General features: G+C 47.8%; 16 protein-coding genes and 1 tRNA gene. 6 read left to right on the top strand and 11 right to left on the bottom strand.

What is annotated here, in order from left to right; genetic code table 11:
• Nucleotides 1-92: 92 nt before the first annotated feature.
• From HQ865_RS11830 to HQ865_RS11795, 8 genes are all read right to left on the bottom strand, one after another.
• Nucleotides 93-2813, bottom strand: a complete 2721-nt coding sequence (locus tag HQ865_RS11830; RefSeq protein WP_173415091.1) for a carboxypeptidase regulatory-like domain-containing protein — start codon at nt 2811-2813, stop codon at nt 93-95.
• Nucleotides 2814-2913: 100 nt separating this feature from the next.
• Nucleotides 2914-4953 carry a polysaccharide lyase family 8 super-sandwich domain-containing protein gene (locus tag HQ865_RS11825; protein ID WP_173415090.1) on the bottom strand — a complete coding sequence of 680 codons (2040 nt, stop codon included), beginning with the start codon at nt 4951-4953 and terminating at the stop codon, nt 2914-2916.
• Nucleotides 4954-5066: 113 nt separating this feature from the next.
• Nucleotides 5067-5897, bottom strand: a complete 831-nt coding sequence (locus tag HQ865_RS11820; protein ID WP_173415089.1) for an isocitrate lyase/PEP mutase family protein — start codon at nt 5895-5897, stop codon at nt 5067-5069.
• Nucleotides 5898-6013: 116 nt separating this feature from the next.
• On the bottom strand, nt 6014-6229 hold the full coding sequence (locus tag HQ865_RS11815; protein WP_173415088.1) for a hypothetical protein: 216 nt from the start codon (nt 6227-6229) through the stop codon (nt 6014-6016).
• A gap of 132 nt (nt 6230-6361) precedes the next feature.
• Nucleotides 6362-7804, bottom strand: a complete 1443-nt coding sequence (locus tag HQ865_RS11810) for an arginine deiminase family protein (RefSeq protein ID WP_173415087.1) — start codon at nt 7802-7804, stop codon at nt 6362-6364.
• A gap of 193 nt (nt 7805-7997) precedes the next feature.
• The gene (locus HQ865_RS11805) at nt 7998-8936 is read right to left on the bottom strand and encodes a hypothetical protein (RefSeq protein WP_173415086.1); all 939 of its coding nucleotides are present in this window, start codon (nt 8934-8936) and stop codon (nt 7998-8000) included.
• Nucleotides 8937-9146: 210 nt separating this feature from the next.
• The gene (locus tag HQ865_RS11800) at nt 9147-9569 is read right to left on the bottom strand and encodes a secondary thiamine-phosphate synthase enzyme YjbQ (RefSeq protein WP_173415085.1); all 423 of its coding nucleotides are present in this window, start codon (nt 9567-9569) and stop codon (nt 9147-9149) included.
• A gap of 44 nt (nt 9570-9613) precedes the next feature.
• Entirely contained in the window at nt 9614-15703 is a 6090-nt protein-coding gene (locus HQ865_RS11795; protein ID WP_173415084.1) for a putative Ig domain-containing protein, read from the bottom strand.
• A gap of 156 nt (nt 15704-15859) precedes the next feature.
• On the opposite strand from HQ865_RS11795, the gene HQ865_RS11790 reads away from it, so the two are divergent.
• The 3 genes from HQ865_RS11790 (at nt 15860) to HQ865_RS11780 (ending at nt 18059) form a co-directional block, all read left to right on the top strand.
• Complete coding sequence (locus HQ865_RS11790; protein ID WP_173415083.1) at nt 15860-16870, top strand: aldo/keto reductase; 1011 nt, start codon at nt 15860-15862, stop codon at nt 16868-16870.
• A gap of 14 nt (nt 16871-16884) precedes the next feature.
• Nucleotides 16885-17901: a zinc-binding alcohol dehydrogenase family protein gene (locus HQ865_RS11785; RefSeq protein WP_173415082.1), complete on the top strand. Its 1017-nt coding sequence runs from the start codon at nt 16885-16887 to the stop codon at nt 17899-17901.
• An 87-nt stretch (nt 17902-17988) separates the two neighbouring features.
• A tRNA-Gln gene (locus tag HQ865_RS11780) sits at nt 17989-18059 on the top strand.
• Between the two features lie 67 nt (nt 18060-18126).
• On the opposite strand, the gene HQ865_RS11775 is transcribed toward HQ865_RS11780, so the two are convergent.
• Nucleotides 18127-20544, bottom strand: coding sequence for a TonB-dependent receptor (locus HQ865_RS11775; RefSeq protein ID WP_173415081.1), 2418 nt, complete (start codon nt 20542-20544; stop codon nt 18127-18129).
• Between the two features lie 181 nt (nt 20545-20725).
• Between HQ865_RS11775 and HQ865_RS11770 the strand changes: the two genes are divergently transcribed.
• On the top strand, nt 20726-21427 hold the full coding sequence (locus tag HQ865_RS11770; protein ID WP_173415080.1) for a uracil-DNA glycosylase family protein: 702 nt from the start codon (nt 20726-20728) through the stop codon (nt 21425-21427).
• Here the strand turns inward: HQ865_RS11770 and HQ865_RS11765 are convergent.
• Both HQ865_RS11765 and HQ865_RS11760 read right to left on the bottom strand, forming a co-directional pair.
• Nucleotides 21424-21774, bottom strand: a complete 351-nt coding sequence (locus HQ865_RS11765) for a DUF488 domain-containing protein (RefSeq protein WP_173415079.1) — start codon at nt 21772-21774, stop codon at nt 21424-21426. The genes HQ865_RS11770 and HQ865_RS11765 overlap by 4 nt on opposite strands.
• A gap of 21 nt (nt 21775-21795) precedes the next feature.
• Entirely contained in the window at nt 21796-22059 is a 264-nt protein-coding gene (locus HQ865_RS11760) for a hypothetical protein (RefSeq protein ID WP_173415078.1), read from the bottom strand.
• A gap of 386 nt (nt 22060-22445) precedes the next feature.
• Between HQ865_RS11760 and HQ865_RS11755 the strand changes: the two genes are divergently transcribed.
• Nucleotides 22446-25256 (top strand): TonB-dependent receptor, encoded by a 2811-nt coding sequence (locus HQ865_RS11755; RefSeq protein WP_173415077.1) that lies wholly within the window; start codon nt 22446-22448, stop codon nt 25254-25256.
• Nucleotides 25256-26050 carry a DUF4249 family protein gene (locus HQ865_RS11750; protein WP_173415076.1) on the top strand — a complete coding sequence of 265 codons (795 nt, stop codon included), beginning with the start codon at nt 25256-25258 and terminating at the stop codon, nt 26048-26050. The genes HQ865_RS11755 and HQ865_RS11750 overlap by 1 nt, the downstream gene beginning before the upstream one ends.
• The last annotated feature ends 83 nt before the right edge of the window (nt 26051-26133 follow it).

Genomic DNA, 26133 nt, shown 5'->3' with positions numbered 1-26133 from the left:
CAAGTTATGGAAATATTATCAAATAAACCAAGCGTTAATAATGTGGTAATTAAACAAAACAGGGGGCAATTTGCCCCCCGTTTTTGTTTAACTTATTGTACTTTGTACCGGTAAACATATCGCCCGATATTCCCCGCGGCATCCATGCCCTCAACAATGGCCCGGTAGGTGCCGGTACCATCGGCGTTATTAAATTGCACGGTGGCCGCGCCGGTTATCTTATCAGTAGTGACCTTCGGATTCCAGTAAATAGTGCTGCGCAGATCTACGCCACCGGCATTTGGCTTTGCAACATCATATTTCGGGGCATAAAATTCCTTTACTACGGTATACCCGCGTGGTACCATTTCTACCTGGTATGGGTTCGGCAACAGTTTTTGCAGATCGGCCAGGCTAACTTTTTGACCTTTTGGCGCCTTCTTTTTGTTAATAACCAGTACGCCGTTTGTACCATCGCGCTGGTTAATGCCACTCATACCATCCTTAAAAAATATCTCTACCGATTCCACCTCGGAGGCAACCACGCCCTGCAGGTAATTCATATCCACCTGCAAGCCATCCATATAAACCTCCATCGGTTTTTTAATGCCTGCATTATAATCGCGGGTAACGTAAAAGATATTATCAACATAGGTAAGTCCCAGTGCCATGCTTTGCAGGCAGCTTACAAAAAAGGTACAGCCTTTAAATCGCTCGCCATCAATCAGGTGGTCGGGTTCTGGACTAAGACCGGTTAAGGCGCCATGCTCAAGGTGGCCGGGCCTTTTGGGGGCTACAGCTGCTTTAACCACAACCTCTTTTAACTGGTGCGTATTGTTATAAACCCTTTTGCTGTTCTCTAAATATGGGCGCATGGCGCTATCGATATTCAAACGTTCATCGGGCAGAGTGGTAATGCGCGATGGGGCGGGGTAGGTTTGTCCGTCAACCATCAGCATCAGGTTGGTATAGCCGGGATTATCGCGGGCAGTAATGGTGATTTTTGTAGAGTCGTTCACCATCACGTTGGCAAATTTAAATTGCCCGTCGGCATTGGTAGTAGCCTGCAGAGATGCCGTTCTGTCGGCCATCATTAACCGTACGATCCCTTTAAAAATAGGTAAGCCGGTACGATTACGCAGGGTACCGGTAATATCTATACCGGTTTCGGGCATTACCAATATTTTAGGGTTGCGGCCCGCCATCACATCCCTGAACGAGAAGCGGCGGTAGCCCTGTGTCAGCATCAGGATATCCAGGTCGGCAATGGTTTTTTCGTCAGGCTTTTTGAAGTAATAGTTTGGCTTTTCAATATAACCCCGTAAGTCCGATGTCAGCAACAGGCTGGTTAAAATGGTCGTTTCGGCATCCTCATCAACAGGCACTTTACCTTCGTCAACCACCGATACCGACAAACTGGCCTCGGCAGGCAAAGCGCCGTTTTTGGCAGCGATAGTCATTTTTACAGGCTGACGGTGCAGGTACTGCGGCTTATCGGTGTTAATGGCCAGGTTAAGCAGATCGGCCTTTTGTATAAATACCATACGTTCGCTAATGGGCGATCCGGTTGGGCCGAACAGCGTAATTTGCAATGTGCCCGATTGGAATTTTGTTTTAGGTACAATGGCGCTGTAAACCTGTTTTTCTAACCTGGTTTGCGCGGCATATTTTATAAAGCCGCCCTGCTGGGCAACTATCGAAAAGTTTTTGTTTTGATTGGCCTGGAAGAATGATTCGCTGGATAATATCCTGATGGTCAGATTATCGGCATCTGCGTTGGCTATCATGAGGGTGATACCGCTGGCTTGTACGCGAGGCAGATCGTAGCTGCCGGTTGTGCCATCGGCAAAGGTAATATTGGCTTTGTAGCTTTTGCCAGCCTCGGGCTGCATAGCAAAGGCGCCCATACCTATATGGTCGGCCGATAGGGTACATACCGTTTGCCCGGCATTATCCACTACCGTGCCTTTTAAATTAACACCCAAACCATCTGCTTTAATGGCTTTTACCGCTACTTTACCTGGTACACCGGCGATCAATTGCCCACCCTCGGGGAAAAACTGCACATCCTTACCCGGCGCGGCCGATTTAAGCGGGAAAATGTTGGTTACGTTCTTGGTGCCCAGCTCCATAGTGGTAAACAGGGTAGAACTGCTTAAAGTAATAGATGGTGTAGGGGGCAGGCTGATGGTTAAATAACCGTTGGCATCGGTTGTGCCGCGGCCTTTGCCGGTTTCGTCATGACTGGCTTCTGTGCGCCAGCTTATTTTTTGATTGGCCAGCGGTTTGCCGTTCGGGTCTTTATAAAAAATACGGACTGTGGTACCTGGTTGCGCCCCGGCAGTATGACCGAATGAAACAGTTGTCAGTACGTCTTTATCAATAGGGTTACCTATGGTCAGCACTTTGGTAAACAGGTATGATCCGTCAAAATTCAGCATCCAGTTGGTATAGGCGCGCAGGCGGTAATTGCCTTGCTTGTAGCCTTCGGCAGGCAGGGGGATCATCCCCGGGGCCACACCATTTACCAAGGGCATTTTTATGGATGCCATCAGCGAATCCTGGTCGTTATAAACGTCTACATAAACAATTTTGCTCAGTGTGCTGGGTACGTGCAGGTCGGTAGTGGTGTAAGCCTTTAGCCAAACTGTATCGCCTGCGGCATAGTAGGGCTTATCAAAATGTACGTACACCTTCTCGATGGGGTAATCGTTAACAAATTTTACCGATTTGGCAATGATGGTATTTAAACTTACAGTATCGCGCTGCGCGAAAACGGAACAGCAAATACAGATCAGCGCGACGAAGAGGGGTAGAAATTTCTTGTAACTCATCAGTTAATTTAAAACACAAAATGAATGGCTCAATATAGCGTTATAAAGCCAATAACGTAAAACAAGCAGGTTTATTTAACACTTTTTTACAAAAGCGTCTTTATAACACCTTTATTACCGAACCCAGCATATCGCCCTGCGGCAATTGTACCGGAATGGCTTTTTTATTAATAATGATATTCAGCATTTGCAGCTTTCGCGATGGATCTGATGCCCAAATTTCGCTACTACCGGTCCCGGTTTTACAGATAAGCATGCAAGGCTGATCTGTTTGGATGCGTTGCGATTCGCTTAGGTACACCACCCCGGGTTTATAAAATACAGCGATGATAGTATTACCCGATTGTACCGCCTGCGCTGAGGTACTGTTGGCAATAACCTTAACCGGGAGGTGATAAGCCAGTTTACGCGTATCAACCACGCCAAAGTTAGGCTTCACCATGTACACGTACTTATCCGAATTGTTATGCCCGATATACCAGGTGATCACCGAATCGGCAGCCATGATACCTGTGGATGCCTTATCGATACTGCCCCAATCGGCTTTGCGTTTTTGGATAACGGTTTTTAACTCGGTGGTACGATCGGGGAAGAAATAGCCGGTACCCTCGTGCCAAACCCAGTTTTCGCCTTTTAAATGTTTGCCGGTTTTAAAGTTGTAATAGCGCTGGTTAACCGTAGTTACTACACTGGCCTTATTTGGCGCGGTGATCCCCGCGCCGAGGGCCACCATCATATCATTGATAAAGAAGTAACTCTTATAAGCGGTTACGCCCAAGCGGCTATAGATCATAGCGCTGGCGCCGATAGTGCCATCGCTAACCTGGCCTACAAAGGCCGATTCATTTTTGCTGGCCGTTACTTTGGCATCGGTAACCTCCATAGTGGTGTCGGTAGTGGTGCCTGGCAGCATGTTCCATCGCCAAAGGGGGGCTATGTTTTTGTATTCGTTGCCATTTTTTTGGATGATGGTAACACCATCGTTCAGATAAGCGCCTTTCAGGTTTTCTCCGTTGATAGATTCCACGCGCTTTACAAACGGCCCGTGGGTTTTCACACTCATCATGTACTGGCCCGATTGCAACTGCACCATATAATCGCTGCGCCAAAAGCCTTTGTTACCGGCCAGGGTACAGGTTGATGCCGGACCTATGCCATCTAAGAAATAATTACAGAGATTATTATCGAATGATTTAATGAGGTTAAAATCATCGTACAAATTAGCGCCGCGCTTAGCGGTAAAGTTAGGGCGTAATTGCCTGCCGACGGCAGTAATATCCATAGCGCCTTTGTATATAGTCCAGCGCAGGCCGTTAGCGCAGTAATCAAAAATGATCTGCTGTTTATCCTTGTCAAAAGCGTAGGAGGTGTTGGCGGTCAGCTTTATCCAAAATAAAAGGCTGTTTACAAAGTGCAGGCCGTAATTGCCAAATTGCAACATAGCGCCATGCTGCTGAAAGGAGTTATCGGGCTGTATCCCTTCTGCTGTTGATTTGGTGATCACCGATTGCATGCTGTTGATGGCCGCTGTAAAAGCCGACTGGTCATCGTGCAACAGGGCTATGCGGGCCTCGATATCCTTTTGCCAGATCTTGTTTTGGCCGGTTGGGTTTTTCTGCTGCTGTTCGCGTACTACCTGAACGTTGTTGAGGTAGGCTATTTCAGCGGTATTGGTTTCTTTATCCAGCATCAGCATAACGCTGCTATAGGTGTAGGGGATATTGATCTGGTTTTGCCACCAGTTGCTGCATTTAAAATCGTTTTTGATGAAATAAGCCAGCGCCCGGTGAATGGCAGCCAGTTGCTGCGGGTTTTGTGTTTTATTCCACTCGCGGCAAAGCAGCATAATGCGGTACATATGCCATGCAGGTGGCCACGCGCTGGGGCTATCGTTGGTGTAGTTCAGATCCTTCCAGTTACCATCGGTCGTCAGGCTTTTAAAGTAACCCGCGGCATCTGAGTTGTATTTTACATCATCAGTCAACCGGAAGCTTTGCTCGGTAGCATAGGCTGTATCTGATAGCAGCAAACGGCGACATTCCCGGCGGATATCCTGTAGGGGAGTTACGGTTTGCAGCGCATGGCTGTTGAATGATATGATGCAGGTAAAGAACAGGAATAGCGCGGATAGTTTGTTCATGGCGGGCGCTAATTTAAATAAATCAGCCCGTCATCCCGAATTTATTTCGGGACCCCACGTGCATGATAAAGACTTTGCGTATGGGATGCTGAAACAAGTTCAGTATGACGAGTTTATTTAAAAAACTTCGCTATCTCCGCATACGATATCGTATCGGCGGTAAAGCCGAATGTGCCACGTTCTTTAATTTCCTTAGCTGCATTAATGAAACCGCCATAAGCCGCACGCGCCAGTGCCGACCCCAGGCTGATACGTTTTACACCCAGCGCGGCCATATCATTAACCGACAGGGCAGAACTACCCAAACCTACAACCACGTTCACCGGCTTGGGGGCTACGGCCTTAACTACTTCTTCAATTTCTTCGCGGGTTTTTAGGCCGGGGGCAAAAAGTACATCGGCACCGGCTTCAGCGTAGGCTTTAAGTCGGCGGATGGTATCGGGCAGATCGTACCTGCCGCGGATAAGATTTTCGGCACGGGCAGCCAGCATAAAAGGGAATGGCAAACTACGGGCGGCCGCAACCGCGGCTTTTATACGGGCTACCGACAGGTCGAAATCGTAAATAGGGTCATCGGCGCGACCGGTGGCATCTTCTATCGAACCGCCTACAAGGCCCACCCCGGCTGCCATCAATATCGTTTCCGCACAGGTTTCAGGCAAATCGCCGTAACCATTTTCCAGGTCGGCAGCTACAGGTAAGTCGGTTGCCGAACAGATCAGCCGGGCATTTTCCAATGTTTCTTTACGGGTTACCATACCATCGCCATCGGTTTTGGCCAGCGAGTAGGCTAACCCGGCACTGGTAGTAGCCAGCGCTTCGAAACCCAGGCCCTCCAGCATTTTAGCCGAACCGGCATCCCATGGATTAGGGATCACAAATATGCCATCGCGTTGATGCAGGGCGCGAAATTTTTCGGCTTTGGATGATTGGGTGGCTGACATAGCAGTTGGTTTTTGATAAGCAGATACCCAAAATTACAAAATAAAGCATAAAAAATCCCGGGAACGATTGCCAGACGCAGGGTTAAGGGCAATTATTCCCGGGACTTAAAATTGATTTACGGGTTGGTTTTAACCTTAGCGGTTTTTACCACATGCTTGGTTTTAGTGCCGCTGTATTTTTTCTTTTTACTGAATACATTATGCACCTTTTGTGGGAGGGTGCTGGTTTTTTTGGTCTTGGTTTCGTTTTTTACAACTTCGGTTTTTGTTTGGGCAAATGTCAGGCCGATGCAAAACATCGATGCCAATAACAAGCTGGTTATCTTTTTCATGAGTAATTGTTTTTAATTAATTTATTACAACTACTAAATGGAGTAAAAGTTTTAACCCGCTCATTTGGCATCATGTCGGGTTTGATTTTTCTGCTTCCCCTAATCTTAATCACTAACCTCTAATCACTAACCCTAAACCCCATCCCTTAAAACCGGCATACTCATACAATGGAAGCCGCCACGTGCCCGCGAAAGCTCGGCCGATGGCATCAAAACCAGTGTATCTTTCATGGTTTTAGGGTCAAGTTCATCACGCTCAAATTTTTGGAGCAGGTCGGTTACTTTTATTACTTTGAAACCGTTCTTTTTAAAAGCTTCTACGGTTTTGGTGTTGCGGTCGTAACCCAGTACAATGCCCTCGTTAAGGGCCAGCAGGTTGCAGGAGTCTGTCCACTGCTCGCGCGAATCGTATGGGAAAACATTATCGCCCGAATAGATAAACCTGGTAGGCTCGGTACTGCCTAAGTCGTTTTGACTGATATCGTTCAGCAGGTCCTCGATGCAGCTAAATGGTTTTGGTTCCGGTTTACCCGCTTCAAACTGTAGTATCTCTGTCCTGTCCTTCGATTTTTTATCGCCGAACCAGGCTATAGGTTCTGCCGTTTCCACATCAATTTCCATTCGCCCCAGCGAACCTAACAGCACCCACATATTGCGCTTTACCTGGGTAAAAACGGTATCTATGTGCATATAATCGCGTTTGTGCGGGATCTTTACGATGGTTACTTTGCTCACCACCCTGTTATCAAACAAAAGCTTTATAGCCTCGTTAGCGCCGCTTACGGATGTACGCTCGCTGCAACCGATGATGACATGATTGGGTGCCACCACCATCACATCGCCACCTTCAAGGGTAGTCTTTCCTTCATTATCCTCGCCCGGGCGCAGAAAGTGCTGTACGGTTTCGGGGATCTCCAGTATGTTATCACGGTAGGCGGCAAACAACAGGTGGTTAAAAAAGATGTATCGTACCAGCAAAGTCTCACGCGAGCGGGCTTTTTTAGCTGGCTTATTGATCAGAATATGTTGATTGATCACAATGCCGATATCCCTTGAAAAAATAAGGTTAGGGATAGGGGCGAAGATCATCTCGTCATCGGTTATCGCGCCTGAAATAAAGATCTTGGCCAGTTCGACAGGCGGGGTAGCCACCAGTTTTTGCTGCAGGCGATAGTTGCAGCCCTCTATGGCGCATACCGATGCCACCAGTTTTTCGCAGATAGCGGTATCCTCCAAAATATCGGCCAGCAGGGTTTGTAGCTCAATTACTTTGGTTGATGCGTGAAAGCCGGGGTTATCGGGTTTAAAAAATGCCCGGTCGGCCGCGCGCGAGTTGATATCCTCCAGCTTGCCTTTTATCTTGCCCGGATCAAGGAAGTACATGAGCAATTTTACGTAATGATCGTACTCGTTTTTGCGCATGGTATCCAGGTGCACAATGTCTTCAAACAGCCAGTCCTGCGCCTTGCTGGGTACCACTTTGCCCAATCCGCTATCCGGACTATGTATCAATAATGCGCGCAACGCGCCAATTTCAGAACCTACACCGAGTTTAAAATCTTTGGTAAAAAGCATAAAAGAGATATCAGTAGATAACACAAAGCTATCCGAATTATTTGGATTTAGAAGAGGGGGATAGTGTTTTGAATTTATTTCACCTCGTACCCGGTTACAGCGCTTACCGGTATCCAGTTATCTGTTATGCCTTGCACCACAATACGCACATTGGTTTGCGGCAGGATAGTATAAACCAACATGGCCCGTCGGCTTATTTTGTGCCTTTTACGTTAACGATCACCTCGCTGGTGTGAGGAATGCCAAGCGTGGTGCCGGGTTTAACCTTCAGGTAGGCTTTCAGGTAGCCGGCCACTAACCCTTTCATAATGCGCGGGTAGGATTGGGCAAACTCAGGTTCCAGCGGTACCATTGATTTACCGAATTCCATCCCGCCCCTTTCATCCACATAAATGGTGAAGTAATAGCTGAAATCGTCGTATGCCTTGCTGATGGTGATATTGTATTCGGGCGATAGGTAGTCTATCGGCGGGCCGTCGTTGTCGGTGTCGGCACGGTCGTCGTTTATCACCTGCTCCACCTTTACCATTGGTGATATGCTTTTCAATTCGGCCATTTTACGGGCGGCAAAAGCTTTGTGATGATCGGCCGTAGCCTCGGCCACCTTGCGTTTGATAAACAGCGTATCCTTGCGGGTAAACACCTGCATATCCAGCGGGTTTTTGTGCAGCACGTTTTTAATGTAATCGTTAGAATAGGCGGTGAGGTAAACCGATGAACCCTCGTTATCTATCACTTTGCCGCTTACGTGCAGCACCTGGAAGATCAGGCTGTCACGCGTCAGCATTTTTAAACGCATATAGGCCCAGGCAATGTTGAAAACCGAATCATGATCGAAGGTAACCGGGGCTATCACAAACATTTTGCGCTTGGGGTTATAGATTCGCACCGAATCATCCGACGGGAAACTGAAACGCCAGTTAGGATCCAGCTCGTACCCTTTCTCGTTAAACGAATAGCCGGTGTTGAAGTAGCGTCGAACCTCGGTATATTCCACACCCCAAACTTTTTTAAACGATGCCTGCGGCTTTTGCTTTACGGCCTGTTTTGGGGCTGGCTGACTACAGGCACCGATAAACAGCATGCTGACGAGTAACAAGAAGCAGGGGTATAGCTGGATGAACTTATTCATATATAACGCGTGGCGAAGATAATAAACCATTGCAAAGGTTAACCAGGTGTAACAAAAATCTTAAGCTGAAATTTAGCCGTTGAGGAATTAACCACAAAGAGCACAAAGATTTGCACAAAGAACACAGGGTGAAAGTATTATTAGTTTAAATCCTTTGCGTTCTTTGTGATTCCTTTCTTTGCGGCCTTTGTGGTTAACTTGCCACCAACATTAAACACCCCAGGCCGTTACCACCAGTTTACGCCCGCCGCCATAATTACGGTGCTCGCACAGGTAAATACCCTGCCACATGCCTAAAGCCAATCGCCCGCCGGCGATGGGGATGGTTACCGAACTGCCCAGCATAGCGGCTTTAAGGTGCGCGGGCATATCGTCGGGGCCTTCGTCGTCGTGGCGGTAATCGGGGTCGTTCTCGGGGACGACTTTATTAAAATACATTTCAAAATCCTGGCGCACGGTAGGATCGGCGTTCTCGTTTATGGTGAGCGATGCCGAGGTATGCTGTATAAACACCTGGCAGATGCCGGTTTGTATCCCGGCAATTTCGGGCAGGGCATGCACAACCTCGTTAGTAATAAGGTGGAAACCCCGGCGGCGTTCGCGCAGTTGTATGGTTTGCTGGTAGATCTTCATGATATTAATAATACAGACTTGTGGCGAATGTGGTTTTAATAACCTTACCTGATGATGGTAACGCTGCCGCTGATCTTCTTCCGGTCGTCCGATTCGATAATGTAATAGTAGGTTGCCGCTGGTAATTGTTGCCCGTTCATGGTGCCGTCCCATGGCTTGCTGTAATCGTTTGATTGATACACTAACATACCGGCCCGGCTGTAAACCCTAACCGATGTAATGTTAAATGTCACCGCGCCGGGCAGGCTAAATTTCCAGGTATCATTAATACCATCCCCGTTAGGCGTAAAGGTATTGGGGACTTTGATGACACAGGCGCTTTCATCAAGCACAACAACCGTATACGGCATTGATGCAACGGTAGTACTGCTGAGGCATTTTGTAGTTGTTGTAACTGTGCAGGTAAGCTGATCACCATTGCCCAAAGCCGATGAGGTAAAGTTATCGCTGTTATTACCTACGGCCTTACCATTTAATTTCCATTGATATTGGGGAATATCGATAATATAATTAGTGGTGGCTGTAAAAGTTACAGGCGTACCCGGGCAAATACCGGCACCAACAGATGATTGTATGGTTACGGTGGCTGTTTGTATAGGGCTAAGGTTTACCGTGATAGTATTTGATTTTGTACCAAGGCAACTGGTAACCGTACATGTCAACAGATCGCCATTTTTTAATGCGGAGGTACGTAATTCATAATTATTATTGTTCAAATCGACGTTCCCAACTGTCCATTTGTAAAAAGCGGTTTCTGTCCCCAGGTTTTGTACGCTTGCCTGGTAAACAATTTCATCGGTTTCGCAGGTATTACTATTGATTTTTGAAATGGTAACCGATAAAACCGGTTTCGTAATAATTAGTGTCTGCTTTATAGGCGCATCAATGCCGTTATATGCATAAATATCTACAGTACCTATATTTTTAATCAGTACTTTGTTGTCGGCCGTAATTTGTGCTATGCTTGGGTCGCTACTGGTATAACTTATTGTTCCGCGGACGGTTACCGCGCCGGGATCGATTATCTTGCCAATGTCGCAAATTGTTTTTGGCGGTATTGGTGGAAAAGTAAATTCAGCATTCACCACACGTATGTTCACCACAAATTCGGTACTGCTGCCCCCGGCATTGTAGGCAGTGATGGTGTAATCCGTTGGATCCCATAGTTCGGTCGGCTTACCGCTAAATATTCCGGTTTTAGGATCAAAATTTATGCCCGGCGGTAATTTGCCCGAACCGCCGCTGATGGTATAACCTGTTACAAGGGTATTTCGTATCCGGTCCTTATCGGTCATGATCAAGTTGCCAAGGTAATCCAGCACCATGCTGCCCGGTTGCGAAAAGCGGGCCACGGTGTACAGCCCATCATCGGTTCCAGCTACATTATTCCCGGCAATAACCGATACGGTTTGGGTATTATCGCCGGCACGGCGCTGGGTATAATTCCCCTCATCGCCAATGTAAATGTTACTGGTCGGGTCCATCGCAACGCCATATAAACCATGAAATGTAGCCACAGGGTATTGACCGTCGGCATTGCCGGTGCTACCGCCAACATCGCCAACATATTTGGTCACATCGGCCTGCGGCTTTATTTTTATCATCCTGACCATATTATTGCCATAATCGGCTACATATAAATTGCCATCGGGGCCGATGGTGATATTAGTTGGCTTATTAAATTTTGCCGCAGGGCCGGGGGCGTCAGTCTTACCGGCGGTTAGCTGCCCTGCAAGTGTGCTCACCTGTCCCGCTTGTGTTACCAGGCGAATACTGTTATTGGCCTGGTCGGCTACGTACAGGTTACCGGCATTGTCGGCCGCCATGCCGGTAATCAACGCAAACTGGGCCGATAAGGCCGGGCCATCCTGTCGCCCGGCTGTTGTCGTTCCTGCGTATACGCTAACGGTACCATCCGCGTCAAGGCGCCTGATCAGCGTGCCGTTTTGGTCGGCAATGTAAATATTACCAATAGCATCGGTAGCCACAGCAGTTGGCCGGTTTAAAGCAATAGTAAGGGGCGTAATAGTATAAGTATAAGGCGGAGTAGCCGAATTTCGGGTTATCTTTTTCACCTGACTGGAGCCGTTATCAACCGCGTAAATATTGTTATTATAATCAACAGCAAGGCTTACTGCACTGTTAAAAGTGCTTCCCGCAATATTGTTAGGATCTGTTATGGTGGTAACATCGCCATAAAGGGTTGCAGGTACAGCGCCGCCCGAAAGACTGGGTTTCAGATCGGCCATTTGTACGCCTTTGTAATAGGTGTTTGGCGTAGTGTAGCTGATGATGGGCCTTGGCGTAGCCGGCGGTTGCGGCACAGGCGCTACAGTTATATGGATTGGAAAACTGCTCTGCCCGCCGCCATTATAAGCAGTTACGGTATAATCGGCGCCGGGGGTAACAGCAGCAGGTATCCCGCTGATGGTGCCGGTAGATGCATCAAAATTTAAACCTGCAGGCAAGGCTTTGTCAATGGCATAGCCATAGGTTGATATTTTACGGATGAGGTAATTATTGTTATCGGTAATATAAACAAAGCCGTTCCTGTCTGATGTAATTCCATACGGATTATAAAATTGCGCCCCGGAGCCCACGCCATCATTGCTGCCTTGCGTGCTGCCTGCAAGCGTGCTTACCAAACCGCCCGGGGTGATTTTACGCACAAGGTTATTGCCGGCGTCGGTTACGTACAGGTTGCCTAATTGGTCGGCCACTATAGCGCCAAGGTTGCCGCTAAAGCTGGCCGTTGTTCCTTGCCCGTCGGCTTTGCCATTTATGCTGCTGCCTGCAAAAGTACTAACCGCACCTGCGGCTGTTATTTTTTTTATGATACCATTAAGTTGACTTACGTATACATTACCCGTCGTGGCGTCATAAGCTACGCCAACAGGTGTTTGCAGGCTTTCGCCAGATGTATTAAGTGTACTAACCGTACCCGTCAGCAGATCTATCTTTCGTACCTGGTTGTTTTGGTTGTCGGCTACGTAGATAGTGTTCCCGTCGGCATCTGCATCAATGCCCTGCGGGCTGTTAAACCGGGCGTTAGCCAGTATTCCGTTTATATTACCTGTTGTGGCTGCGCCGGTAATAGTTGTTACCTGCCCGGTAGAGATATTTATTTTGCGGATAAGGTTCGATTCCGTTTCGTATATATTCCCTACGGCATCGGTACATAAATATAAAGGGAAGTAAAAATGCGCGGCTGTTCCTGTACCATCCTTAGTTTCGGGCGAAGCATTGGTATCGCCTGCAAAAACACTTAACGAGCCGTCGGACGCGGCTACTTTAATTATTTGATATTTATTGTAATCGGTAAAGTAGATGTTTCCTGCGGCATCAGTGGATATACCGCGGGTAACTGTATAACCGCCGGGTATATTTATGGTAGTTGTTTTACCATAAGGGATATTTGGTACTGTGCCGCCGCTTGTATTTGACGGTATCAGATCATTTATTTTATAGCCCGGGTAATAAGTTACCGGCGATTTATAGGTGATGACCGGCGGTAACACCGTTGGGGTTGAGGGTGGCGGCGTTACTACTACATCATTCACCTCTATACTGATCACCGTACTGCTGCTGCCGCTGGCATTTACGGCGGTAACGGTATAATCTGTTAGTGGTGATTTGACCGTTGGCGTTCCGCTGATCGTACCTGTCGCGGTGTCAAAAACCAAACCATCGGGCAGGGTTTTGTTGATGGTGTAACCACTCAGGTTGATCTTGCGGATCAGGTCGTACGTTTGGTCGGAAACAAACAGGTTGCCCCTGTTATCGGCTAACAGGTAAAGCGGCTGGCTAAAACTGGCATTGCTGCCAATACCATCGGCCTTGCCAGCGGTGCTGCCTGCCAAAAAGGTAAAGGTGCCGTCTTTTAAGATCTTATAGATGGTATTGGTGGCCTTGTCTGATACGTAGATCACATCATTAGCATCGATAGCGATACCAAACGGCTGCGAAAGTGATGGGGTGATGCCGTTTATCGTAACTGGCTTTAGCACCATGGTAGTAACCACGCCTGCAGCCGTTATTTTACGGATAGAACTGTTACCCGGGTCGGTAGCGTATAGGTCGCCGTTGTTGTCCATAGCAATATGTAACTGGCCTTTAAAACTGGCGGCTATGCCAGTACCATCGGCATTGCCCGAATTTTTACCTGCTAAGGTAGTAACCGTACCATCGGGCATTAATTTACGTATGGTGATGCGGTCGCCAATGTATATCACGCCTTGCTTATTAATAACAATAGATGAAGGCGTATCGTATGAAGCGTGCGTGCCGTTACCATCAGTCTCAAACTGGTAACCACTGCCCGAAATAGTACTTACAATACCATCGGGCGTTATCTTGCGGATAAGGCTATTGCCCCTGTCGGCTACATAAATATTGTTGGCGGCATCCGTAACCACTGCATCCGTAAATAAGAATTTGGCGCTGGCGACAGGGCCGTCTCCGCTTCCGTTGCCTTGCGCGCCCGCCACTGTAGTAACTACCGCGTCGGGTGTGATCTTCCTGATGATGCCCGAGGCTGCTTCGGCTAAAATGATATTACCGTCGGCATCCAGCGTCATGCCGGCAGGACCATTAAAGCTGGCCGTCGTACCGGTTCCGTTTGCAGCACCGTAGGCACCGGTACCCGCAAAAGTTGTAACTTGTCCGTAACTGGCAGGGGGGACTGCACCTCCCTGGTTATGTGGCGTGGCGACGGTAATAGCCGTGTTAATAGTATAGCTGCGTTTGGCAGGGGTATAGGCGATATCAGGCGCATCAACGTTGGGCGGCAGCGGCGCGGCGTTTACGGTAACACGGATGGTTGTTGTGGCTGTTCCGGAGGCGCTAAACGCGGTAACCGTATAATCGGTAGCAGGGAAAGAGTTTACCGGCGTGCCACTGATCTGCCCCGTGTTGGTATCGAAAGTAAGGCCATCGGGCAATGGTTTATCTATGCTGTAGGGCGCGATGATGATCTTCCTGATCTTATTATTGCTAACATCGGCAACGAATAAATGCCCGAGACCATCGGAGGCAATACCTATCGGTAAATTAAACTTTGCCGAAGTACCCTGGCCATCGGTACTGCCCGGTGTGCCTGTGCCGGCTATAGTAATAACCGTCCCGGTTGCCGTGTTGATCTTGCGGATCAAATGGCTGCCCTGTTCGGTAACATAAATATCACCGCCGTCAACACAAATGCCCGATGGCGCGTTGAAGGTAGCCAAGGCAACAGGTCCGTTGTTGCTGGATGCCACGCCCGCCTGCCCGGCATAGGTGGTTACATCGCCCGATGGCGTGATCTTCCTGATCAGGTTGTTCTGGCGGTCGGCTACATACATATTGCCGCCGGCATCGGTGGCTATATCAGAAGGGTACCAAAATTGGGCGGCAGTACCGTTACCATTGCTATTGCCTGATGCTGCTTTGCCCGCCAGAGTACTTACCGCGCCGGCCTGTGTAACTTTCCTGATGGCGTTGTTGCCGTTATCAACCACATAAATATTACCGGCTGCATCTAGTGCAAGCCCCGCCGGTGAGTTGAAACGTGCTACCGTGCCTGTATTGTTATCTACAAATCCGCCCGCCGCGCCGCCTGCAATGGTACTTACCCAGGCATTGGCGGTAACCTTACGGATGTAATTATCTTCACTGATAAATAAATTACCGCCCTTGTCAACAACAAGTCCGTTGGGATTTACAAAACCTGATGAGGTATGAATACCATCGGCATGAGTGGCCCCCCCGCCCACAAAGGTGCTGACAACGCCATCGGTGGTGATCTTGCGGATGATGTTGTTGCCCATATCGGTAACGTATACATTTCCGTAACTATCAACCCCCACATGCATGGGCGTGCGGAAAGTTGCCGATGTGCCTGTAGCATCGGCCTTGCCTGCCACACCGCTGCCGGCAAAGGTACTCACCATGCCATAGCCTGGAGCCGTTATACCTGCGCCTGTAGCGGGCAGTATTGGCGTAGTTGTTTGATGCGCGGTAAAAGTAAGCTGGGAAGGATTATAGCTGACAGACTGGGCTTGCGACATACCGCTACCGGCAAACAGGCCGGTTAAAAACAGCACCGCGTGCAATACATATCGTACCCCCGAAAATTTTACCCCCGCAGTATTGGTCATAGTTTTTGCAGGCACAAATATATCAGTTTCAATGGTTTTAAACTGTTTATTTAGGTGGAAAGATGCCCTATTTCAACACTCAAAATGTGTTTTTTATTAACTGTATTAATGACATATTTTCTTAGTTTTGGCACAAAGCAATAAACCTGTATAATTATGCCCGATATCCAATTACCCAAGGTCATCTTCGGCACCAGCGGATTAGGTAACCTTTTTGTAGCGCTTAGCGATGATGCCAAACTGGCCATTGTGAAAGAATGCATGGCGCATTCGCAAAAACCGGTCGTGTTCGATTCGGCGGGGAAGTACGGCGCTGGTCTCGCGCTGGAATCGCTGGGTAAATGTTTAAAGGAGTTAGGCGTGCAGCCTGATGAGGTATTGATCAGCAATAAACTGGGATGGGTTAGGACGGAACTAAAAACCGCAGAGCCTACCTTTGAACCCGGCGTTTGGATAGGATTGAAGAACGATGCTGTACAGAAGATCAGCTACGAGGGCATACTGGAATGCTATCACCAGGGCAACGAATTATTGAACGGTTACGACGCTCAACTGGTATCGATACACGATCCGGACGAATACCTGGCCGCTGCCGCAAATGGGCAGGACGCCGAAAAGCGTTACGCCGATGTACTGGATGCTTACCGCGCTTTAGGCGAACTAAAGCAGCAAGGCAAAGTAAAGGCCATAGGCGTGGGCAGCAAGGATTGGCGCATGGTACAACGTATTACGCAGGATGTTGCGCTGGATTGGGTGATGATTGCCAACAGCATGACGGTGCACAGCCACCCCGATGAACTGGTAGATTTTATGGAAGAACTGGATGTGAAGGGCATAGCCATCATCAATTCGGCAGTGTTTAACGCCGGTTTTTTGATCGGGTCGGATTATTACAATTATAAACTGATGGGCAGGGAGAGCCATCCGGCATTGTTTAAATGGCGCGAAGATTTCTTTCGATTGTGCAGTAAATACAGCATCAAGCCTGCTGAAGTTTGTGTGGCATTTGGTTTAAATGCGCCGGGTGTGAAAAGTATAGCGCTGAACACCACCAATGCCACCCGGGTAAAAGGCAATGTAGATATGGCCGAAGTAGCCATCCCCGCAGGCTTTTGGGAAGAAATGAGAACTGAGGGTTTGATAAATAAAGATTACGCTTATTTGTAAGCAATAGATAAAACATGAAAGTATTAGTTTGCGAAGAGCCGGGTAAACTGGCATACGCCGAAAAAGAAGCGCCGGTAGCCGAAGCCGGTCAATCCATCATCAAAATAAAACGTATTGGTATTTGCGGTACCGACCTGCACGCCTTTGAGGGCACGCAGCCATTTTTTAGCTATCCGCGTATTTTAGGCCACGAATTATCAGGCGATCTGGTGGAGCCTAACGGCGCCGAAGGGTTTGCTAAAGATGAGGCGGTTACCTTTATCCCATACTTTAATTGCGGTACCTGTATTGCCTGCCGCAGCGGTAAGCCCAATTGCTGCGCCAGTATTAAAGTATGCGGCGTGCATGTGGATGGCGGTATGGCCGAATACCTTGCCGTGCCAAGCTATTCGTTAGTACATGGCGAAGGTTTGAGTTATGATGAGCTGGCCCTGGTTGAGCCATTGGCCATCGGTGCGCACGGTGTGCGCCGGGCAGGCGTTGAACCGGGCGAATATGTTTTGGTGATAGGAGCAGGCCCGATAGGTTTAGGTACCATGGAATTTGCCCGCATAGCCGGCGGCAAGGTAATTGCCATGGATATGAACGAGGCACGCCTTGATTTTTGCCGCGACAGGCTGAAGGTTGACCACGTGATCAACGTATCGACAGAAAAAGTGATGGAGCGCCTAAGCGAAATTACCAACGGCGATATGCCTACCGTGGTAATAGATGCCACGGGTAGCCTGCGTGCTATTAATAACGGTTTTCAATACATGGCGCATGGGGCAAGATATGTGTTGGTTGGTTTACAAAAGGGCGAGATCAGCATCAGTCATCCGGAGTTTCATAAACGCGAAGCTACGCTGATGAGCAGCCGTAACGCCACCCGTGCCGATTTTGAACACGTGATCGCGTCGATGAAGAAGGGCTTGGTCGATCCTACCAATTACATCACCCACCGGGTGAAATTTGACGAGGTAAAAGATCAGTTTGAAAGCTGGTTGAACCCGGCCAATGGGGTAATTAAGGCGATGGTGAGTTTGGATTAATGTGCAAATGTGCGGGATATGCACATGTACAAATGATGAATTGATTTCGGAATTATCAAAAAAAGAGTACATTTGCAACCTCAAAAATCCCACGTGGTGTAACGGTAGCACATCAGACTCTGACTCTGCTTGTCGTGGTTCGAATCCATGCGTGGGAACTCAAAAAAGGAAAAGGGGAAAGATCATTTGATCTTTCCCCTTTTCCTTTTTGTATCAGTCTTGTTTTTAGAATTTGTACGATAAGGTAGCCTGTACCATGCGCGGCGCAATTGGGTTTACGCTGTAGTTCTCATGCACCAGGTAGTTAATTTCGTTAGTGAAGTTTGATACCTTAGCCAGCAGTGATACTTTTTTGTAGGTATACCCTGCCGAAAGATCGAACGTGGCATAATCGGTAAGGGTTACAGGTACGCCACGTGCGGCGCCGGTTTTAAGCGTGTTGAAACCGCTGCTGCGTTTGCCGGTATAAAAGCCCGATAGGCCAAATTTTAAACCGCTTAAATCGCCATTGGTAAAAGTGTAAAATACGGTGGCATTTGCTGTGTGCGGTGTGCTGCCCACAATACGTTCGCCCTCGGTAATACCGGTAGGCAGGGTTTGGGTATAACGGAAGAAGTTATAAGCATATCCCGCAAGGAAATATATATTAGGCGATAGCTTGCCGTTAATATCCAGTTCTAAACCATCACTGGCGGTTTTACCGCTAAACTCTTTCACGTTGGTATCCGAGTTTGGTGTAACACCATCGGCCTGGAATTGCGCGGTTTGGGCAAAACGGTTATTCATGATGCGGTAAGCTGTAACGCCTACCGATAGTTTACCGTTCAGGAATTCTCTTTTCACACCGGCCTCGTACTGATCGATGATAGATGACCCCATTGGTGAACCATTAACATCCACACCCGAGTTTGAGGTGAAGTTATTGGCGTAGCTTAAGTAAAACGATGTACTGGTTACCGGCTGATAGATCAGGCCTACCTTTGGCGAAAATGCTTTATCAACTTTATTGCCCGCTATACCGGTATTGGCCAGTGTAGTTACGCCGGTTTCCTGGTTGTATGTGCTGGCTTTAGGGGTGCGCTGATAGGTGTAACGCACGCCTGCTAATACTTTAAACTGCTCGGTCAGGCTGATCAGGTCCTGCGCGAAGGCGCCCATACGGTAAATAGGGGTTTGGGTGTTTTGGTAGGTGTAGGTGTAGGGGATATCCATGCTGGTTGCATAGGTAGATGGATCTAACAGGTTAAAGTTAGGGTAGCTGAAAGATGTAGCCCCGGCACTACCATATTTAAAGGCGTACGCTGTAGTTTTAGACTGATCTGCATCGGCACCAAACAACAGTGTATGTTTTATTGCACCTGTTACAGCACTGCCGGTCAGGTTAATTTGCTGGTTGGTGGTATACTCCTTAGAGTTTGAACGGGTAAGTGCGCGCGGTGCTACACCGTTTGCCGCGGTGGCCTGCGGACGTTCCGCGCCAAAGTAATTACGATAATATGACTGGAACGAACCGATAACATTCAGTTTCCAGGTATCGTTAAAGCGGTGGGTAAGGTTAGCTTGTGCTGTACCGGTGTTGGTGTTGTTATACGCCCACGATGCGTTTACAAACGCGTTGCGGCCAACCGGTGTGATCTGCCCGGCAACGGTGCCGATACCAAAATCGGGTGTGTAATTGCTTTTCAGGTAATCGCCCTGTAATATCAACTCTGTTTTTTTGCTGATATTGAACAGCAAGGAAGGATTGATATAAAAGCGGTCGGTTTTTACCACATCGCGAAAACTGTTGGCGTTTTCTTTGGTAGTGATCACACGGAAGGCGATGTTTTTAGATAGCGGGCCGTACACATCAACCGTAGGTTTATACATATCATAACTGCCGGCACGCATGCTTACCTCGCCGCCCCAGTTAAATTTGGGCTTTTTGGTAACCATGTTCACTACAGCGCCGCCGGTAACGCCGCCATACATCAGGGCCGCGCTGCCTTTCAATACCTCTACCGATTCAAGCGTACTGGCCTCGGGCATACCACCTGTTGATGAACGCGCGCCGTTTTTAAACACATTATTCGCGCCAAGGCTATAACCACGGGCATAAAACGATTCGTTTACCGAACCACGGTTTTCGCCAAGGGCAATACCGTTCACGTTTTTCATTACGTCGGCCAGACGGTTAATTTGCTGGTCAGCAATAACGGTACTATCTATCACCTGTATGGCTTGCGGCACATCCAGCGGGCGCAGGCCCGATTTACCAACCAATACCGGCTTGTTGCGGCGGTTACTGCCCGTTACCGATACTTCACTCAGTTGCGAAGCGCTTTCGCGCAGTATAAAATCCAATATGGTAGGTTTGCCTTCGCTAACGGTTACGTCTTTTTCTTCGGCTTGCAGGCCTACTGAAGATACTTTTACGGTATAAGTGCCGGGTTTGATATTAGTGAGCACGTAGTTACCATTATCATCGGTAGTAGTGCCTTTGTTGGTGTTTTTAATACCTACGCTTACAAAAACTGCCGGTTTGCCATCGCTGGTTTGTACACGGCCACGTATGCTGCCGTTTTTAAGCAAGGGGCCATCTGCTTTGGCCACGACGACAGTTAAACATAGAAATAATAGGAGGATGCTGTAGATTTTGTTCATAAGTCTTAGTTGTATCTTTATTTAGATTAATTCTAATCTGCGGCAAATATAAAAAGCGAAATTGCTTTGACAAACTTTATTTAGAATTATTTTAAATAAAAATAATATACCTGATTTAGGTGTTTTAAAAGCCGGGCATAGAAAACTTTGAAAGCGATAAATATCCTTTTAACTTGCGTAGATGACATTTGCCGACAAAGTGATAAGCCTTAACCGCCACCTGACTTATACAGGTGGCCCGTTGCCCAACGGCATCAGGGTGATGAATCCGTACCGGGAATCGGAGCAGGCAAATACTGTTTCTGAAGCATTTTACCGCAAATACTATAGCGATGATCAATCGCGCTATTTAATACTTGGCATTAACCCCGGCAGGTTTGGCAGCGGGATGACCGGTATACCTTTTACCGACCCTAAGCGGCTGGTGAGTGAATGCGGTATTGCCTATGAAGGTAAAGTAACGCACGAACCATCATCGGTATTTATTTATGAAATGATAAATGCCTATGGCGGCCCCGGTGCTTTTTATGGCAAATTTTATATCAATTCGCTTTGTCCATTAGGCTTTACATCGATAGATGAGAAAGGGAGGGAAACCAATTATAATTATTATGATAGCAGGGAATTGCAGGATGCGGTAAAGGATTATATTGTTGATAATATCCGCACTCAAATAAATTTAGGTGTAAACACTGATGTCTGCTTTTGCTTCGGTACAGGGAAGAACGAGGCTTTTTTGCGTAAATTAAATAACCAACACGGCTTCTTTAAAAACATCATCGCGCTGGAGCATCCCCGGTTTATTATGCAGTATAAATCGGCTGTAAAGCAATTTTATATTGATAAGTATCTATCGGCATTCGCGGCGGTACAAGGTTTTTAGTAATGTTTTTTTAATAACTCCTGCAATACTATCGCGTGGTTGTATTTTTCTTCCTTAGCGCCGTATAGCAAGGTTGCGGTAGCCTGCTCATTGATGATAGCGGCCATTTCCTTCATCGCGTCCGACTCGTTCAATTCATGATGATATTTCATGCGGAACTCGTCCCATTTTTCCGGATCGTGATCAAACCACTTGCGCAATTGGGTGGATGGGGCAATATCCTTCATCCATTTATCAATATGGGTGCCTTCCTTTTTTATGCCGCGAGGCCACAGGCGGTCTATCAATATGCGGAAGCCGTCGCTTTTAGCAAAAGGTTCATAAATACGCTTTATTTTGACTGACATGATCTAAGATACAGCATCTAATCAAAAAATGTATTCAAACTCATGCTGACAATCTTCACACTGCGCATGGGTTTCGTGCGAATAGTAGCTTTTACCAATACGGATACAACCAACCGTGCACAGTGGCAGCGCGAACAAGTAATAACCAACCGCGTGGGTTAAGGCAGCAGTTAAAAATCCTAAGCCTATAATTACCATCACCAGTCCAAATATGATCTGGGTTGTTTTCCCCTCCGGGTTCACATGTTTGCCGTGGCAGTGGGGGCATTGTATGTTTGTTTTCATAGCAGTGTTTTTGATTTGGATGCAAAACCTGTACCATAACGTTTTTTTCTTGGCGGGCGCGTCCAATTTGTTGTCCGGCTGTATATTTTGACGCACAAACCCGCCATTCACCGATACATTTTGCCTGTTCATCGTTTCTTCATCTTTCTGGGATACTAACTATGTTAAAATTCAGTTAAAGGCGATGAAACACTAAATGTATTACAGTTTATCTATCACTTTATGATCAATATCCCATTTCAAAAACCGCCACGGGTAAAGCGTAACCGCGTCAAGCCGCCAAATTTTCAAACTGCATCGATCTACTTCGATAAGGCCAGTGCCTGCCGGATGATCTGACGCGATTTTTTCTACACACTATCTATTATTTATCTGAACTATTTAAGATGAAGCGACTTTTCCTTTCCTCGTTTTTCCTGTTGTTTATTTTTTGCGGTACCGCCCGGGCGCAGTACACCAAAAAGATCCTGAAGAAAACTGTCATCGATCACTTTTACACCTGCACGCTCGATCTGATGATGGATTCACTATCCACGCGGTACCACCTGCCCATTTACTTCGAGCGTTCCGAATTAGCTAAAATGAATGTAGCCAACCACTTTTTTGAAGAAAGCCTGCAGGATGTTTTTAAATATGTATGTAAGCAAAACGATCTGCAATACTGGATAGAGAACGACGGCACCATTTACCTGCTGCAAAACCCCGACGACCTGCCACGGTTGAAGAAGCTGAAATCGTTACGCAATACCACCATGGCCGTGAAGCCCCTGGTACTGGAACCCGCTAAGCTGCCGCCCATGCACTTCAGTTTTTCGATAACCGGTAAAATAACCGATATGAACACCGGCGAAGCCCTGCCGGGCGCTACAGTAAAAATAAGGGGCACCGATCTGAACACGGTAACCAACGTTACCGGTAGCTTTACCATATTAAAGGTTCCTTCGGATACATCGGTAGTGGAGGTCTCATTCGTCGGTTACCAGCCCGATGCCTTCAGGCTCGACAGCAAGAGCATCAGCAGCAACCTCACGTTCTCGCTCTATCCATCCATGAATGCGCTTAACGAGGTTACTATCACAGGCAAAAAAAGCGGCGTACTGAATACCGACAGCAAAAAAGTGAGCGTGCTGCAATTAAGTCCGGCGGCTTTGGATAAGCTGCCTAACGTGGGCGAACGTGATGTGATGCGTGCCTTTCAGCTGATGCCGGGTGTAAGCGCCACTAACGAGTCATCATCCGGAGCTTACGTACGCGGTGGCACGCCCGACCAAAACCTGGTAACCTTTGATGGCTTTACCGTTTACCAGGTAGATCACCTTTACGGTTTCTTCAGTGCCTTTAACAGCAATGCCGTGCGCGATGTGCAATTGCTGAAGGGCGGCTTCTCGGCCAAATACGGCGGCCGCCTGTCCAGCGTTACCGAGATCATCGGTAAGGATGGCAATAAGAACGAGACCAATATCGGCGGTGATATCAGCTTGCTGAGCACCAACCTGTATGCCGAAACACCCATCGGCAGCAAATCGTCGGCGCTGGTATCATTCAGGCGATCGTATCAGGGGCCTTTGTACGATAAGATCTTCGGGAAGTTTAACAGCACCGGTACGTTTACCGCCGGTGGGGCAGGAGGAGGCCCCGGCGGTGGATTTGGTGGTGGCGGTTTCGGTGGAAGAGGCGGCGGCGGCTTCGGCGCGCAGACTACACCATCGTCCTACTTTTACGACGTGAACGCCAAATACGTTTACACCATATCTACCGGCAACAGCATCGCCCTAAGCTATTACAGCGGCGCGGATAATCTGGATAACAGCCGCGATATGAACCTGCCATCGTTTAGTACAGGTAGCAGCACCAGTTTGAGCGTTAAAGATAACCAGCAATCGGGCAATACGGGCGCTGCGCTTAAGTGGAATAGCGTTGTTGGGCGTAAACTATTTGCCAATACCACATTTAGCTATTCGGGGTTCCATAGCGATAGGGTAAACACCACCACCGGCAGCGCTACGGATAGCGGCATTACCAAAGCCATTAACATGGGCACTATCGAGTACAACAAACTGCGCGACCTGAGCCTTAAATCAGATTGGGAGTGGCGCTCATCATCTAAAATGAAATGGCTGTTTGGCGGCTTTGGCTCGGGTTTGCATATCGATTATACCTACACTCAAAACGATACCAGCCGGCTGATCAATCAGCATAACGATGCTACTATCGGCGGTGGCTACGCCGAACTGGAGTTAGACCCCAATAACAAATGGCATATTCAGCCGGGTGTGCGGGCCACTTATTATGGCATTACGGGCAAGCCCTATATCGAACCCCGGCTATCGTTCACCTATCATTTAAACGATCAGTGGAATTTAAAAGGCGCAACGGGCCGCTTCTACCAGTTCACCAACCAGGTGATCCGCGAGGACATTGCCGGCGGCGACCGCAACTTTTGGGTGATGGCCAATGGCAGCAATATTCCGGTAAGTTCGGCCAATCACTTTATAGCCGGTTTTAATTATGAGACCGATGCCTTTTTGTTTGATGTGGAAGGCTATTATAAAAGCCTGAACGGCCTGACCGAATATACCATCAGGCAAAATGGCGGCGGCCCCGGTGGCTTTTTCGGTGGCGCCAACCGTGCGACAACTGTAACCGAGAATTTTAACCAGGGCACCGGCTATGCCAAAGGCGTTGAGTTTCTGTTGCAAAAAAAAGTGGGGAACTATACCGGCTGGGTAAGTTATACCCTGGCACAGGCTAAAAGCAAGTTCGCGGTTTATGGTGATGATTACTTCTCCTCGCCGCAGGATATTACGCACGAACTGAAATCCATAAATATGTACCACTGGCAGCGCTGGAGTTTGGCGGCTACGTTCATCTTCAGCACCGGGCATCCGTACACCGCGCCATTGGGTACCTATACCGTGCAAACACTTGATGGTAATAAAACAACCTATCTCACCATCAGCCCCAAAAACGGCGAGCGCCTGCCCGATTATCATCGCCTCGACCTTTCAGCCACGTATGACCTGCTAAAGGTTGACGGCATAAAAGTGGGCAGCATCGGCCTGTCGCTGTTTAATGTTTACAATCACGTTAACTCCTGGTATAACCAGTATTACATCCGCAACAATATTGTTTACATCACCGCTGTAAAGTACTTAGGTTTCACCCCAAACATCACACTTAGCTTAAAATGGAAATAATGCGCAAATTATCTGCTATTACTATACTGGTCGCCACAATTATGTTCGCAGCCTGCAAAAAACAGGATTCGGCAAATGTGACCGAACGCCCTGTTGTTATCGCTTACCTAACGCCTGGTCAGCCCGTAGGCGTAAAGGTTTATCAGCAAAAAGGTTTGGCTGATACCGCAACTTATGGCGCGGCCATCACTGGTCTGTCGCTTAGTCTATCTAACGGCAGCCAAACCGTAGCCCTTACCGAAAGCGGCTCTGGAAATTATGTTTATAACAATACATCGTTCCTGTCATCGGGCAAAACCTATACACTGAAGTTTAACTATCTCAATGAAGATGTAACCGCTACTACAAACATCCCGGCCAAAGCTACATCGTACACAGCATCGCGTACTACCATCAATATGCCGTTGACCACAATCAACGGCCCTGCCGCTACCGATTCTATAGCCGTCACGTTCAGGTGGAGCAACCCAGATTCGCTGTACCATGTGATCGTTTTTAAGAATGATGATAACAGTCCATATAACCTGCATCCGCAACGCAACAGCCCGGTAAACTTTACCATTGATGCTAAAACGGCCGACCATTACGATGTATATTACCGCACATTCAGTTATTTGGGTGTATACCGCGCTATTTTGTATAGTGTAGATAAAGCTTATGGTGATATTTTGAGTAGTAACGCCAACACCACATCGCAACGCCTGGCCAACCCGCCGGGGAATATTACCAATGGTTACGGTATTTTTGCGGGGATGCAGGCCGATACGATAAAGCTGACGTTGACGCAGTATTAAAAGGAAAATAATAAATAATATCAGGGCTTTGAAAGCCTTTATAACCTTTGTGCCCTTTGTGGTTAAATTGCCACAGTGTGCAT

The sequence above is a fragment of the Mucilaginibacter mali genome, from assembly GCF_013283875.1.
GTDB classification, from domain to species: Bacteria; Bacteroidota; Bacteroidia; order Sphingobacteriales; family Sphingobacteriaceae; genus Mucilaginibacter; species Mucilaginibacter mali.
Note: the sequence above shows the minus strand (reverse complement) of the source record. Positions and strands in the feature narration are given on the sequence as shown.

Excerpts from the sequence above, each read along its gene's own strand:
- HQ865_RS11830 (WP_173415091.1), bottom strand. The coding sequence starts at position 2,813 with ATGAGTTACAAGAAATTTCTACCCCTCTTCGTCGCGCTGATCTGTATT.
- HQ865_RS11825 (WP_173415090.1), bottom strand. The coding sequence starts at position 4,953 with ATGAACAAACTATCCGCGCTATTCCTGTTCTTTACCTGCATCATATCA.
- HQ865_RS11820 (WP_173415089.1), bottom strand. The coding sequence starts at position 5,897 with ATGTCAGCCACCCAATCATCCAAAGCCGAAAAATTTCGCGCCCTGCAT.
- HQ865_RS11815 (WP_173415088.1), bottom strand. The coding sequence starts at position 6,229 with ATGAAAAAGATAACCAGCTTGTTATTGGCATCGATGTTTTGCATCGGC.
- HQ865_RS11810 (WP_173415087.1), bottom strand. The coding sequence starts at position 7,804 with ATGCTTTTTACCAAAGATTTTAAACTCGGTGTAGGTTCTGAAATTGGC.
- HQ865_RS11805 (WP_173415086.1), bottom strand. The coding sequence starts at position 8,936 with ATGAATAAGTTCATCCAGCTATACCCCTGCTTCTTGTTACTCGTCAGC.
- HQ865_RS11800 (WP_173415085.1), bottom strand. The coding sequence starts at position 9,569 with ATGAAGATCTACCAGCAAACCATACAACTGCGCGAACGCCGCCGGGGT.
- HQ865_RS11795 (WP_173415084.1), bottom strand. The coding sequence starts at position 15,703 with ATGACCAATACTGCGGGGGTAAAATTTTCGGGGGTACGATATGTATTG.
- HQ865_RS11790 (WP_173415083.1), top strand. The coding sequence starts at position 15,860 with ATGCCCGATATCCAATTACCCAAGGTCATCTTCGGCACCAGCGGATTA.
- HQ865_RS11785 (WP_173415082.1), top strand. The coding sequence starts at position 16,885 with ATGAAAGTATTAGTTTGCGAAGAGCCGGGTAAACTGGCATACGCCGAA.
- HQ865_RS11775 (WP_173415081.1), bottom strand. The coding sequence starts at position 20,544 with ATGAACAAAATCTACAGCATCCTCCTATTATTTCTATGTTTAACTGTC.
- HQ865_RS11770 (WP_173415080.1), top strand. The coding sequence starts at position 20,726 with ATGACATTTGCCGACAAAGTGATAAGCCTTAACCGCCACCTGACTTAT.
- HQ865_RS11765 (WP_173415079.1), bottom strand. The coding sequence starts at position 21,774 with ATGTCAGTCAAAATAAAGCGTATTTATGAACCTTTTGCTAAAAGCGAC.
- HQ865_RS11760 (WP_173415078.1), bottom strand. The coding sequence starts at position 22,059 with ATGAAAACAAACATACAATGCCCCCACTGCCACGGCAAACATGTGAAC.
- HQ865_RS11755 (WP_173415077.1), top strand. The coding sequence starts at position 22,446 with ATGAAGCGACTTTTCCTTTCCTCGTTTTTCCTGTTGTTTATTTTTTGC.
- HQ865_RS11750 (WP_173415076.1), top strand. The coding sequence starts at position 25,256 with ATGCGCAAATTATCTGCTATTACTATACTGGTCGCCACAATTATGTTC.